Source organism: Asticcacaulis sp. MM231 (assembly GCF_964186625.1).
Taxonomy (GTDB): Bacteria; Pseudomonadota; Alphaproteobacteria; order Caulobacterales; family Caulobacteraceae; genus Asticcacaulis.
Map to the genome: position 1 here is coordinate 3,161,374 of NZ_OZ075108.1, position 13,740 is coordinate 3,175,113.

Genomic DNA, 13,740 nt, shown 5'->3' on the forward strand with positions numbered 1-13,740 from the left:
GGCTAGTGTCCTTTAGCACGCCAAACGGGCTTGAAATATGTCTGTATCATAGGTCAGAGCAGCTTTGACGATGAAGTGACGAACAGATGACCCGCCGCTCACCTTCATCTCTTTCACGCCAGATGCGCCTTTATCCGTCGCTGGGCGTCACAATCTTTTCAAACGCCCCCGTCCGCCCGCCAATCTATATATCGGCAGGGCGGACGATTTTTTCGAAAGCAATGCGGGCCTTCTTGCGGATATCACGCAGCTTCTTCTCCAGCGTATCCAGCCGGCGGGTATGGACCGCGCGCGCCAGCTTGCGCTGAAAAGCTTCCGGTTCGTTGTGCGGATCATCCTGCGCGGTCAGCGACACCCGCATGACCTGAGCCAGCGATTGCTGCACCTTCCACGCCGTACTCAGCGCCTCGATCTCGGCCGCAGGCGCCAGACCAGCGCGCTGCATGGCCGAAAGCGCCGCCAGCGTGCCGACGCGCAAAGGCCCGCCCGCCTCGGCATGGATCAGTTGCAGATACTGCGCGGCGAATTCGGCATCGACCTGCCCGCCGACTGACAGCTTGAAATCCCAGAAGCCCTTGGCCGGACGTTCCTTTTCCATCAGCGCCCGCATGGCCAGCACATCGAGCGCCGTATGGCTGCGCGAACGCTGACGACGCAGGATGGTCTCAACCTTCAGCCGCACCAGATCGGCGAAATCGGCCGAGGTCGACCAGACGATGCGCGCCCGCGTCAGGGCCTGGAATTCCCAGGTGTCGGCGTCCTTGGTGTAATAGTTCTCGAACGCCGCCAGCGATACCGCCACCGGCCCCTTGGCGCCGGTCGGCCGCAGCTTCATGTCGATTTCGTAGAGCTGGCCTTCGTGCGTCGGGGCCGAAAGCGCCGAGATCAGTCTCTGGGTAAAGCGGCCAAACCACGTCTCCGCCGCCCAGCCCTTGACCGATGAGCCGGTGCTCGGATCATCGGGCAGGTAGATCGCCATAAGATCGAGATCGGAGGTGGCGGTCATTTCCTGCGAACCGAGCTTGCCGAGCGCCAGAATCGCCACCTGACCATCAAGCCGGCCGGCCTGACGGACAATATCTTCCAGCGCCAGCGGCGCCAGATGATGCACGCAGGCATCGGCCAGACGGGCATAGGCGGCGCCCGCCGCCTCGGTGCTGAGGCGACCCGAAAGGATCTGCATGCCGATACGGAACTGCTGCTCGCGGCCGATACGGCGCAGCGCATTCATCACCGCTTCCAGATCGGGCGGCACGCGCTCGACCTCGCGGCTGACCAGATGATCGAGTTCTTCGCCAAGCGGATCAAAGAAACCGGCGTCGAGCATGGCGTCGAATGAGGTCGGATGACGCGCCAGCATCTGGGCAAGACGCGGCGAGAAGCCCATGATCTCGACAATGGTGTGGAACAGCTTCGGATTGGCCAGGAACAGCGACTGGATCTGCACCCCGGCGGTCAGGGCCGAGAAGAAGACCGAAAAGCGCGTAAAGGCGATCGACGGAGTCCCGGTTTCGTTCAACGCCTCTAACAGGCGTGGAACTAATCTCGTGAACAGCTCGCGGCCACGCTCGGAGCGCGTCGCCGGGATGCGGCCATGGTGCCAGGCGCGGATGGTCGAGGCCACCTGCTCCGGTTGGTCGAATCCCATGCGCGCCAGCGTCTTGATCGTTTCGGGATCGTCCTCGACGCCGGTGAAGACCAGCGAGCCGAAGGATGACGACAGGGGCTCGGATTCGGAGAACAACTCGCCATAGTGGGCATTGACCAGCCGCAGGGTGCGCGACACGGCCAGATCGAACCGGCTGAGATTGGAGAAGCCGGCCAGCACCGCCACGCGCATCCGTTCGTCGTCGTTTTCCGGCAGTTCGTGGGTCTGCTCGTCCTGGATCATCTGGACGCGGTGTTCCCAGTCGCGCAGGCGGACATAGGCCTGCTTCAGTTCCTTGGCGACGGCGGGGGCCAGATGACCAGCGCGGCGCAGGGCATCAAGAGCATCGAGTGTGCGTTTCGACCGCAGGGAGGGATCACGCCCGCCAAGAATCAACTGTTGAGTTTGAGCGAAAAACTCGATCTCGCGGATGCCGCCGGCGCCCAGCTTGAGATTGGCGCCCGCCGCTTCCAGCCGTTCATCGACCTTGTAGACGTGGATCTGGCGCTTGATCGAATGGACGTCGGCGATGGCCGGATAATCAAGACTGCGCCGCCAGATAAAGGGCGACAGATCGTTCATGAAGGCCTTGGCCTCGACCCTGTCGCCCGCTACCGCCCGCGCCTTGATAAAGGCGGCGCGTTCCCAGTTCTGCCCGACCAATTCGTAATAGTGGAGCGCAAACGGCACGCTGACCACGGTGGGCGTCGAGGACGGATCGGGACGCAGGCGCAGGTCGACACGGAAAACATAACCATCACCGGTGCGCTCGGACAGGAGGGTCGAAACCCCGCGCGCCACCCTGTCAGCAAAGGTCTGCGGATCGACCTGATCCTTGACCGGCAGACGATCGAGATCGCAGAAGAAGGTGATGTCGATATCGGAGGAATAGTTCAGTTCACCGGCGCCATGCTTACCCATGGCCAGCACGAACATGCCGGGCAGGATGCCGCGTTCGCCGTTTTCATAGGTGGACAGACGTCCCTTGTCGCGCTCCTCACGCACCACCAGCGCCAGCGCCGCGCTGGTGACCGCATCGGCAAAGCGCGTCAGGGCGGCGGTGACGTGATCGAGGCTCCAGACATCACCGAGATCGGCAAGCGCGGTCAGCAGGTGGGTATCGGCCTTGAGGTGACGCAGAATCTTCTTGGCGGCAGGGATATCGAGCGTATCGACCGTGGCGGCCTGTGCTTCCAGCGCCTCGGTGGCGAGCAGAATGGCTTTCAGGCGGGCTTCCGGCGCCGAGATCAGGGTTTCGCGCAGGCGCTGCGGATCGCGCCGCATCAGGCCGGCCAGATAGGGCGAGGCAGAGACCACGGGGCGCAGGGCGGGTTCGGCCTGTTGCAGCACATCGCGCCAGCCCTCGGCCGTGGCGACCTCATACAGGGTCTCGAAGACGTAATCCGCCGCGCCCGCGTTCAGCACCGGCCCGCAACTATGCAGCCGGTCCACCAGAGAAGAGAATAAAACGTCAGCCATGAGGTAGAGATACAGGTCCCTGCGTCTTTTGTCCTACATGTTTAACCCTGAATCGCGGACAATACCAAGCTTTCCAACATGTTTTTGAGATTAGAAGCTGACGCTGGGGCAGATTTGGTGAGTTTTAATCCATTCCTACTGTGACACAGGAAGGTTTTGCCGCGGATGAGGCACGCCTATCGCAAAGCGCTTATGTCTTCTCCTCCCCTGCGAAGCGGGGAAGCGGGGCGGCCCGTGCCGTGGCAGCACGAAGCCCTTTAGGGCTGGTGTCGGTGACGGAAGGGGCCTCTTGACTTACTTCGGGTCGGCCCCTCCGTCACGGGCTTCACTAGGAGTGATAACCGTCAACGGCAGGGATTGAACCTGCACCTGAGTTTTAATTCAGGATCGCTGTAGCGATATGTCTACCCATTCCACCACGTTGACGTGACAATGATACCTGACTAATTTTTAAAAATCACAGGCCAAGTTCGCTTCATCGCAAACCTAAACCGGCGGCAAAACCAGCGCCGTACGCAGACCCGGTCCCTTGCCGTCGAATTCGCCCGGCCCTTCGGCCACCGTCAGGCGGCCCTTGTGCGCCACCGCCACGGCCTCGACCATCGACAACCCCAAACCAACCCCCGGCAGGGTGCGCGAATTTTCCAGCCGCACAAACCGTTCGGCGATGCGCTTGCGGTCCTTTTCCGGCACGCCGGGCCCGGTGTCGGTGATCGAGAACTCGATTTCCCGCTGCGAGGTGTGGCGCATCCGGAAGGTTACGCCACCCGGCACCGGCGTATATTTGATGGCATTATCGAGCAGATTGGCCAGGGCCTGCGCCAGAAAATCGCGGTTGCCCATGGCGCGCACGTTCTTCTCGATTTCGGATTCGAACTCGAGCCCCTTGTCCGACGCCACCGCCTCGAACAGTTCGGCCATGTCCTCGGCCAGTTCGGTGGCGGAGAACAGCACCTGATCCGGCGCCTGCCCCTGCGCCTGCAGACGTGACATCGAGAACACCGTCTGGAAGGTGCGCAGGAGCTGATCGGTCTCTTCCAGCGCCTTGGCCAGGGCATCGCGGGCCACCTGCGGCGCCTCGGCGGTGTCCTTCTCGACCTCGAACAGGCTGACCTCCAGCTTGGTGCGCAGGCGTGACAGCGGCGATCTGAGATCGTGCGCGATGGCGTCGCCGGCATATTTCAGATTGCCCATGGTCTTTTCCATGCGGTCGAGCGTCTGGTTGATGCGTAAAGACAGCGCGTCGAACTCATCGCCGGAATCGCGCACCGAAATCCGCGCCTTGAGGTCACCCTCCTGTACCTGGGTCAGCACCGAGGTCACCCGCGCCACCGAGCGCGTCACCTCCTGATTGATCAGGGTGCCAGCGAAAAGGCCCAGGATCACCACCAGCAGGCCACCGCCCGCCACGGCCTTGATCTCCTGCTGGAAACCATGATCGGCCCACGACATATCCATGGCGACGTAGAGATAGAAGTTGTCATCGAGCCGCACCACGCGGCCCTGGAAACGGCAGCAGTTCGGATCGCTCGGAGACAGTGAGAAGAAGTTGATCGAGGCGATCGGATTGTCGGCGCTGACCTGCTTGAGCCCTTCGCGGATCACCGTGTCGGGCAGGTTGCGGCCTTCCATGCGGGCGCGGCCGTTCTGCGCCAGCACCTGACCGGAATTGTCGAACGCGCCCTTGGCGAACACCCATTCCACCGCGTCATCGCCCAGGATCTTGGCCACCACCGCGGCGTGGCCTTCGCGGGCGTCGATATCCTGCAGGCTCTTGATGCGGGCGTCGACCGAGACATTGCCCCAGGCGCGCGATTCCGTCGAGGTGGCGAGGTAGATGTAGCCAAAGACCAGCGCCGCCACGAAGACATAGACGCACAGAAAGACCATGGTCAGGCGGAAAGGCGTCTGCCGGAAGAAGTTCGGTCGCAGGATGGCGAGCGCATCGACGCGCCGCCATACGGCGTCGATCAGGTCCTTGCGGTTATTGGAAGATGCGTCGGTCATGAAATGGACGTTACCTTGTCGAGGCTCATCTCGCCTCCCCCGTTTATGGGGAAGGTGGCATTTGCGCAGCAAATGACGGAAGGGGCCATTCCACCGCCCTTAGCCCCTCCCATCATCGCAAGCGATGGTCCCCCCTCCCCGCTTCGCAGGGAGGGCGAAAAGTGGATTACGCCTTAAGCTGATAGCCCTCGCCTCTGACCGTATGCAGCATTGGACGGTCGAAATCCTTGTCCAGCTTGGAGCGCAGGCGCGAGATATGGACGTCGATGACATTGGTCTGCGGGTCGAAATGATAGGCCCAGACCTTCTCCAGCAACATGGTGCGGGTGACGCTCTGACCGACATGGCGCATCAGGAACTCCAGCAACTGGAACTCGCGCGGCTGCAGGTCGATCACCTTGGTCTGGCGCTTCACCACACGCGAGATCAGGTTCATTTCCAGATCGCCAACGCGCAGGATGGTCTCGACCTGATCCTTTTCCTTGCGACGACTGAGCGCTTCAACGCGCGCTACCAGTTCGGTCAGGGCATAGGGCTTGACGAGATAATCATCGGCGCCGGCGCGCAGGCCCGACACGCGGTCTTCCAGTTCGCCAAGCGCGGAGAGAAACAGCACAGGCACATCAACACCCTCGGCGCGCAAGGTTTGCAACATGGTGACGCCGTCCATCACCGGCATCATGCGGTCGAGGATAATGACATCGGGCACTTCCGCCTTGATCGCCGCCAGGCCTTGCGCGCCATCACCGGCCAGACGCGCTTCGATACCGGCCTCTTTCAGTCCTTTTTGCATGTTTTGCGCGGCTTCCACATCATCTTCGACGATCAGGACATTCATTCTCGACTCTCGCTTAAGGCCAATAAGAAAAAGGGTCATAACATGCGTTACGACCCTTTTCCTCTAAAATATTGGCAATAAACCGAGGGCCTACTTCTTGACCTCGTCCTTAAGCGTCAGCGGCAGCGGAATATTGCGGCCGTCACGGCTGACCAGAAGCAGGATGCTCGGACGACCGGCCTTCTTAAGTTCCGCCACGATGCTGGCGAAATCGGCCTGGCTGGTAACCGGACGGTTGTCGGCGCGCATGATGACGTCGCCGGGCTTGAGGCCCTTTTGCGCACCATCGGAATTGGTGTCGAGGTCGGTGATCACCAGACCATTGACCGTGTCTTCTAGACCGAAGGCCTTGCGAACGTCCGGCGTGATCGCCTTGACCGACAGGCCGATGACCGGCGCACCGGCACCGGGCGTTGCGCTCGACAACTCGTCATCGGTCGTGCTGCCGCCGTTGATGCCCTTGGCCAGGTCGTCTTCCGAAGGCCGCAGCGCCGCCGTGACCGTCACATTGACGATCTTGCCATTGCGCAGCACGCCGAGCGTGACCTTTTCGCCCGCCTTGATATCGGCGATGCGGCGGGTCAGTTCGGTCGGGCTCTTGACCGCGGCGCCATTGACGGTTTTCACGATATCGCCAAGCTGAACGCCGGCCTTGTCGGCCGGACCACCACGGGTGGTTTCAGCGATATAGGCGCCGGTCAGGTCGGTGATGCCGAGCGCTTCGGCGGTATCCTTGGTCACCGGCAGGATCGACACGCCGATATAGCCGCGCGAGATCGAAACGCCCTTCATGAGCTGGGTCGTGATCTTGTCAGCCACATCGGCCGGGATGGCGAAACCAACGCCGGCATTGGCGCCCGAAGGCGTGACGATGGCGGTATTGACGCCGATGACGCGACCGTAGAGGTCGAAGGTCGGGCCGCCGGAGTTGCCTCTGTTGATGGCGGCGTCGATCTGCAGGTAATCGACGTAATCGGTGCCGGATTCCTTCAGGTCACGGCCATAGGCCGAAACGATGCCCGCGGTGGCGGTGTTGGAGAAGTTGAACGGATTGCCGACCGCGATGACCCAGTCACCCACGCGCGGCTTGCGATCGAGTTCGAAGCGCACGAAGGGGAAATCGTTGCCCTCTACCTTAAGCACCGCCAGGTCGGTGGCGACGTCACGCCCGATGACCTTGGCCTTCAGTTCCTTGTCATTGGTCAGCTTGACGATGATTTCGTCAGCGCCGTCGATGACGTGATTGTTGGTGACGACATAGCCATCGGCGGTGATGAAGAAGCCGGAGCCCGCGCCGCGCACTTCCTGTTCCTTCGGCGCCGCGCCATCCTGGCCGGGGAAGGTGAAGCCGGGCAGGTTCGGCAGACCGGTGTCGATCTTCATCTTGCCCTTGGTCTCGATCGAGACGACGGCTGGCGATACGCGCTGGATCAGGTCCGCGAACGACATCGGCGCGCCTGCGGGCGGCTTGACCGGCGTCAGGTCGGCAGCCTTGATCAGCGAAGCGCCGTCATAGTTGGCACCGTGCGTGCCGAAGCCTGTGATGGCCGCACCAGCCACACCGGCGCCGAGCACCAGACCGGCGACAGCACCCGCCACGGCCGAGCGGTTCTTGAGCAGAACCTTGAAATTCCAATTCCCCATAATCTTACCTTTTATCCATCCGCATAAACCTTGTGTCTCCAGATATCAGAGCTTTTACGTCTGATTACAACCATTAAGGCTTAAAGACACATCAATACCTGTTGTCAGCGCTTAGCTAATCAAAGCCCTAAGGCAAAATCGTGACATCAATCGCGTTTCTTCATGATTATGCGAAGCTTATTTTCTTCCTCGTCGCTCAGGGCATATTGCGTTGATTCAACTAAATTTTTACGTCTGGTGAACATGAAAACGCCACCAACCCCGACGATCAGCAGTGGCAGGGTCCACAGAATGAGGTTGCTTAAGGTCAATCGCGGCCGAAAAAGAACATAATCGCCGTAGTGATCAAAGAGTTCCTTGCGGATTTCAGCGTCCGTGCGCCCGGCAGCGATATCGGCACGAATCTCGCGGCGCATGTCGCCGGCGATCTGGGCGTCGGAGTCGGCGATGCTCTCGCTCTGGCACTGGACGCAGCGCACCTCGGTGAACAATTGCCGCGCACGGGCTTCGTCCTTTTCCGTCGCCGCAAAGGCATGGAGGGGGAGAAACAGGAGGCACAGCAAAGCAAATATCTTGTACCTCCCCGCTTGCCGGGGAGGGGGACCGACGCGCCCTTGCGCGTTGGTGGTGGGGTTACTTGCTTTTTTGAGTTTGGCGAGAGGATTGGAAAGTAAGATACCCCGCCACCACAACTCACCGCTTCGCGGTTCGTGCGGTCCCATGGCTGGCGAACGGCATGCGTTCGCTGGCGCCAAACCCCGGCAAGCGGGGAGGTATAAAATTGGAGCTTCCTGCTGTGTGAGCATCATGCCTTCACCGCCTTTTTCACAATTCCCAGGCGCAAACGCCGGTCGCACAGGCTAAAGACACCCCCCAGCGCCATCAGCAGCGGCCCCAAGAAGATTAGCCGCACCCAGGGATTATAGAAGAACCTAACCTGCCAGGAGGCCTTGCCAGCATTTGGGCCATCAGCTGCCATCTGCGGTTCGGCCATCACGATATAGAGATCATCAAGCGGCGTGAAACACAGCGCAACCTTGCTCTGCACCTGATTGGAAGCCGGATAGAAACGGCGCTGCGGGCGCGGTTCGCATACCAACTTACCCTTGGCGTCGGTGATTTCAAACGCACCGCCCTGCGCATCGTAGTTGGGACCGGCCTGCTTATACAGTGATGTGAAGGTCAGGTTATACTGACCGAGCTTCAGCGTATCGCCGATGGCCACGCTCTGCATGACGCTGAGCTTCTGGTGGCTTTCCACCACCGCCCCCAGCACGAAAACGCCCAGCCCGATATGGGCGAACAGCATGCCCCAGGTGGCGAGCGGCACGGCCGGCAGCCGGCGCAGCGCCTTGCCCACGCGGTTCAGGCGGAAGTCGAGATGTTGCATCAGGGTGCGCAGCGACCCCAGGATCAGCCAGAAACCGGTCAGGAGGCCGATCATATATTCCGCCTGAGATAACAGGGTAGGCCCGCGATAGAGTATGGCGCCGATTGCCGCCGCCAGCGCCGCCACGGCAAACGACGCCATCAGCCTTTGCAGCACGCCTTTCAGGTCGGCGCGTTTCCACGCCATCAGGCCTGAGATCGGCACGATGGCCAGGGCCGCAATCATGATCGGCCCGAAGACCGCCAGATAATAGGGCGCCCCCACCGACATGGTCTTGTTAAACAGGGCCTGCATCAGGATCGGGTAGAGCGTGCCGAGGAAGACCGAGCACAGCGCCGCCGACAGCAGCAGATTGTTCAGTACAAGGGTCGCTTCGCGGCTGACCGGAGCAAACAAGCCTCCCGGCGAAAGCGTCGGCGCGCGCACCGCGAACAGGGTGAAACCGGCTCCTGACGTCATCAGAAGGATGGTGGCCAAAAGGATGCCGCGCTGCGGATCGACCGCGAAGGCGTGCACCGAGGTGAGCAGGCCGGAGCGCACCAGAAACGCCCCCATCATCGAGAAGGTGAAGGCGAGGATGGCCAAAAACACCGTCCACGCCTTCAGGGCGTCGCGCTTTTCCATGACGATGGCCGAGTGCAGCAAGGCGGTGGCGGCCAGCCACGGCATGAAGGAAGCGTTCTCGACCGGGTCCCAGGCCCACCAGCCACCCCAGCCGAGTTCGTAATAGGCCCAGAAGGCGCCAAGCGTGATACCGATGGTCAGAAAGCTCCAGGCCAGCAGCACCCACGGCCTGATCCAGCGAGCCCAGGCACGATCCAGCCGGCCCTCGATCAGGGCGGCAACGGCGAAGGAGAAGACCACCGACAGGCCGACATAGCCGAGATAAAGCATCGGCGGATGGAAGGCGAGCGCCGGGTCCTGCAAGGCCGGATTGAGCGATTGGCCTTGCAGCGGAGCATCGGCCAGCCGCCACAAAGGATTGGAACTGAACAGGGTGAAGCCGACGAATGCCGCGCCAAGAAGCCCTTGTACGCCCAGCGCCTTGTGCTTGAGGCCGGGCGGCAAACCGCCGCCTCTCAAGGTGATCATGGCGCCGAAGACGAGCAGGATGGTGCACCATAACAGCATCGAGCCCTCGTGCGAGCCCCAGGCGCCGGAGATCTTGTAGAGCAGGGGCTTGTCGGTATGCGAATGTTCAAAGACGTTCACCACCGAGAAATCTGAGCGGATGAAGGCGAAGATCAGCACGCCAAAGCTGATGATGACGGCGAGCGCTGCCGCCAGCGACAGGCCCTCGGCATAGAGCGCCAGTCCGCGTAAGGGTTTGGTCTGTCCCGCCGCCACGACCAGCGCCTGACCGAGCGACAGGCTGAAGGCCAGCACGAGACAATAGCTGCCGATTTCATTGATATGGGTCATGCGACTACCATCCTCCCCTGCAAAGCGAGGGAGGTGTCGCCGCGCAATCGGCGATGGAGGGGGCGACCCCGAAGTCAGATAAGAGGCCCCTTCCGTCAGCGACACCAGCCCTGCGGGCTTCGCGCTGCCACCTTGCCTCACAACGAAGTTGCCGCTTCGCAGGGAAGGATGAAGAAATCTTATACCTCCCCGCTTGCCGGGGAGGAGGACCGCGCCGATTTATCGGCGTGGTGGTGGGGTGTCTTGCTTCCTTAATCAACAAACTCATTGAAACGGCCTCTGCACCGTCGCAGGCGGCTTGTCCATGCCTGACTCCGGCCGCCATTCGCCCTGCTTTTCCAGCTCTTTCTGGACGTTCTTCGGAATATATTTCTCGTCGTGCTTGGCCAGAACCTGCGTCGCCTTCAAGGCCGTCACGCCGGTAACCTCGCCCTCGCAGACAACCCCCTGCCCCTCACGGAACAGATCCGGCAGGTCGCCCCGATAGACCACGGTCACCTCTTTCAGCTTGTCCTGAACGGTGAAATGCGTCGCGCCATCTGGGGTTTTGACCACGCTGCCCGGCTTGACCAATCCGCCGAGCCGAACCGTCTTGCCAACCGGCACCTTCGCCTCGACCCACTGCGCCGGCGTGTAGAAATAGATCGCCGTGCCTTTCAGCGCATAGAGGCTCAAGGCCACGGCGGCGATAAACACCGGCGCGGCAATGAGAAAGATCGTCAGGCGACGACGCGCCTTAACAGACTTAGGCCACATTCTAAAGTTTTTTGGCCACATTATTTCGCCTCCCCTTCCGAACCGACGCGGGTCTGCGCCTTGGTCAGGATATCGGCGATGATCTCAGGCCGGCGGGCATAGTGCGCCCGCATGGCCGCCTCCGCCTTGGCGCGTGCGGGCTTATGCCCCAGCACATCATAGGAACGCAGCAGACGCGCCCAGCCATCGGCATTCTCCGGATCGGCCGCCAGTTGCGCCTCAAGCGACGCCACCATGCCGGAGATCCGTTCGCTCATCGCCTTGGCCGCCGCTTCCGCTGGCGCCACCGCCGCCAGGGCCTGCTGAACCTGCGGGCGGCTGACATCACCCGGCGCCATGGCATTCAGCGCCGCGTTGAAATGACCGCGCGAGTCTTCGTACCGGCCGTCCTCAAGCGCCTGTTGACCGAGATAATAATGGGCGCGCGGATCGTTCGGATTTAGCTTTAGCGCGTTATGCAGCGCCTGTTGTGCTTCCGGACCGCTGGTGCCGTTACCGACAAAGGTCAGGGCCTCGCCCAATTCCGACCACGCCGTGAAGGTCTCCGGCGACAGGGCGCGCGCCTTTTGATAGTCCTGCGCGCCATCGTAATTATTGCCGGCCATCATGTCGATGCGACCGAGAAACAGCCAGTAATCGACCTCCCGGGCGTGCTCGACCTGGCCCTGACGCAGCACCGCCGCCATCTTTTGCGGTGACAGGCTATCCGGATCGGACTTGGCGATCGTCGTCCAGGCCTGCAGACGCTGACGGTAGGGCTGATCGGCCAGGTCGGGATGGCCGGTAAAAAGATAGAGCCAGACGCTTAACACCGCCACGAGCCCCAGCGCAACATAACCATAGAGCGGCTTGAAGCTTGCGGTCTCCTCTGCCGTATCGCTGACCTTCAGCAGGGCGCGGGCGGCCTGCGCCTGTTCTTCCTGCCCCTGCTCGGCATCGATCTCGCCGGCGGCAACGCGCCGTTCGACATCGGCGACGAAACCCCTGTAGAGCGCCTTTTCATGCGCCAGTTCCGGCGCCGGCACGCTGAAGCGCTGCCACAGCGCCGCCAGGGCGATCAGCGCGGCGCATATCAGCACACAGATCAAGGCAAGTATGAGCATCACGCCTCAATAGAGCAATTTCCAGCAATGCCAAGAGGGCTTTATTTTACGCGTCCGCGCAAGCAGGGTCGCGGTGCCCGCAAAGTCAGGCCACGCTACGAGAGGGGTTGAAAAGATCGGAGGATGCGACACGGCGTCGCGCCACGCTGGCCTTTTCCTCGCCGCACAGCGATTCCATCAGGCCGGTCACCATCTCGAACATGGCCAGAAGCTGTTCCTGATCATAGGGTTCCTGATCATTGGCCAGGGTGAGCAACTCGGTGAAATAGGTGTCGAGCATGGTTTCCAGGGCCAGCAATGTCTTGGCGTGCAGGCTGGCAAAACCGCCCGCCATGGCGATATTGCGCACCTTGCGAATAAAGTTGTGCGTCTGGCGCACGTTGTTCAGCGCCTCTTCGGCAGGATAGCCGGCGATATCGGGCACCTCGGTCTGTACCCGCCCATAGACACGCTCGCGGCGCCGCACCAGAACCTTTTCCAGCTTTTTCTCAGCGCTCTTGAGTTGCTGCTCGACCAGATCGGCGATGGTGCGATTGGCCTGATGCACGCGCTTGCCCCAAGGTCCGTCGCGCGCCAGTTCGATATACTGCCCAAAAAACTGGAGTTGCCCCAGACACTGAGTCACGCGATCGCCGGCCAATTCGAGATCATCGCAGACCTGATTCTTGCCACCCATGAAGACTTTGAGTTCGGCCAGTTGCTCCTCGATCTGATCGAGGATACGGGTGCCAAAATCGGCCAGTTCGGAGGCGGCGAGGAAACGGTCCTTGGGCCGGTCGGACACGGTGGCCATGAACTTAATGATATGGGCGCCGTCTTCGAGATTGGCGAAAATGATCTCCAGAAAGCGATAACCGCTCTCCGGATCGAACTCGCAGGCGTCCTTGAACAGCACGCGCAGGGCGGCCGCCTTTTCGGCGTCGATGCGTCCCATGAAATCGTAAAGCTTGGCAAGCACCTGCCTGGCAAGGCGATGAAGGTCGAGATAGTTGGCAAATTCGGCGACCTCGTCGCGCGCCTCATCCCCGCCGCCCCGCGGCAGGATGACATCCGGCGTGTCGCGGCAGATTTCGGCGGCGGCGGTGACCAGGCGAAAAAAGACCACCGGCGTCGGGTCGTCGCTGCGCAGGCTGCGCAGCACGAAACCCGCCTGCGCCTGCAAATCCGGCTCGCGCTTTTCCAGTTCGTTCCAAAGGTTGTTGACGATCCACGGCTCGAACTCGATATGATCAAGGCCATCGTCGCGGCCGCGAAATAGCGGCATGAAAGGCTCGAAAACAGCCTCGCGGACATGGCGGAACTCAATCTCGGTCGAGATCAGGTTGCGCACCTCGGTCATCTTGGCGTCATTGCTCAGACCCAGCGCCATTTCAAGCGAGCGCAGGGCGGAGGCGGGCAAGGTCTTGACCAGCCCCTTAAGCATGGTTAGGCGATTTGCAGCAATGGCGCTCAC

The 13,740-nt window shown here is 61.4% G+C and carries 9 protein-coding genes and 1 tRNA gene; all 10 read right to left on the reverse strand.

Annotated features, from left to right (window positions below):
* Positions 1-184: 184 nt before the first annotated feature.
* Positions 185-3,127, reverse strand: coding sequence for a bifunctional [glutamine synthetase] adenylyltransferase/[glutamine synthetase]-adenylyl-L-tyrosine phosphorylase (locus tag ABQ278_RS15420; RefSeq protein WP_349320373.1), 2,943 nt, complete (start codon positions 3,125-3,127; stop codon positions 185-187).
* Between the two features lie 342 nt (positions 3,128-3,469).
* Positions 3,470-3,553: transfer RNA gene (locus ABQ278_RS15425), tRNA-OTHER, on the reverse strand.
* A 60-nt stretch (positions 3,554-3,613) separates the two neighbouring features.
* Positions 3,614-5,134 (reverse strand): HAMP domain-containing sensor histidine kinase, encoded by a 1,521-nt coding sequence (locus tag ABQ278_RS15430; RefSeq protein ID WP_349320374.1) that lies wholly within the window; start codon positions 5,132-5,134, stop codon positions 3,614-3,616.
* Between the two features lie 166 nt (positions 5,135-5,300).
* Positions 5,301-5,972 carry a response regulator transcription factor gene (locus tag ABQ278_RS15435; protein ID WP_349320375.1) on the reverse strand — a complete coding sequence of 224 codons (672 nt, stop codon included), beginning with the start codon at positions 5,970-5,972 and terminating at the stop codon, positions 5,301-5,303.
* A gap of 90 nt (positions 5,973-6,062) precedes the next feature.
* Entirely contained in the window at positions 6,063-7,616 is a 1,554-nt protein-coding gene (locus tag ABQ278_RS15440; protein ID WP_349320376.1) for a Do family serine endopeptidase, read from the reverse strand.
* A 146-nt stretch (positions 7,617-7,762) separates the two neighbouring features.
* Positions 7,763-8,425, reverse strand: a complete 663-nt coding sequence (locus ABQ278_RS15445; RefSeq protein ID WP_349320377.1) for a cytochrome c-type biogenesis protein — start codon at positions 8,423-8,425, stop codon at positions 7,763-7,765.
* On the reverse strand, positions 8,422-10,428 hold the full coding sequence (locus tag ABQ278_RS15450) for a heme lyase CcmF/NrfE family subunit (RefSeq protein WP_349320378.1): 2,007 nt from the start codon (positions 10,426-10,428) through the stop codon (positions 8,422-8,424). The genes ABQ278_RS15445 and ABQ278_RS15450 overlap by 4 nt, the downstream gene beginning before the upstream one ends.
* 264 nt (positions 10,429-10,692) lie before the next feature.
* Positions 10,693-11,184 carry a cytochrome c maturation protein CcmE gene (gene ccmE / locus ABQ278_RS15455; RefSeq protein WP_349320379.1) on the reverse strand — a complete coding sequence of 164 codons (492 nt, stop codon included), beginning with the start codon at positions 11,182-11,184 and terminating at the stop codon, positions 10,693-10,695.
* 20 nt (positions 11,185-11,204) lie between these two features.
* Positions 11,205-12,287, reverse strand: coding sequence for a c-type cytochrome biogenesis protein CcmI (gene ccmI, locus ABQ278_RS15460; protein ID WP_349320380.1), 1,083 nt, complete (start codon positions 12,285-12,287; stop codon positions 11,205-11,207).
* Between the two features lie 85 nt (positions 12,288-12,372).
* Entirely contained in the window at positions 12,373-13,740 is a 1,368-nt protein-coding gene (locus tag ABQ278_RS15465; protein WP_349320381.1) for a hypothetical protein, read from the reverse strand.

Coding starts and splice junctions, on each gene's coding strand:
- ABQ278_RS15420 (WP_349320373.1), bottom strand. CDS start 3,127: ATGGCTGACGTTTTATTCTCTTCTCTGGTGGACCGGCTGCATAGTTGC.
- ABQ278_RS15430 (WP_349320374.1), bottom strand. CDS start 5,134: ATGACCGACGCATCTTCCAATAACCGCAAGGACCTGATCGACGCCGTA.
- ABQ278_RS15435 (WP_349320375.1), bottom strand. CDS start 5,972: ATGAATGTCCTGATCGTCGAAGATGATGTGGAAGCCGCGCAAAACATG.
- ABQ278_RS15440 (WP_349320376.1), bottom strand. CDS start 7,616: ATGGGGAATTGGAATTTCAAGGTTCTGCTCAAGAACCGCTCGGCCGTG.
- ABQ278_RS15445 (WP_349320377.1), bottom strand. CDS start 8,425: ATGATGCTCACACAGCAGGAAGCTCCAATTTTATACCTCCCCGCTTGC.
- ABQ278_RS15450 (WP_349320378.1), bottom strand. CDS start 10,428: ATGACCCATATCAATGAAATCGGCAGCTATTGTCTCGTGCTGGCCTTC.
- ccmE (WP_349320379.1), bottom strand. CDS start 11,184: ATGTGGCCTAAGTCTGTTAAGGCGCGTCGTCGCCTGACGATCTTTCTC.
- ccmI (WP_349320380.1), bottom strand. CDS start 12,287: ATGCTCATACTTGCCTTGATCTGTGTGCTGATATGCGCCGCGCTGATC.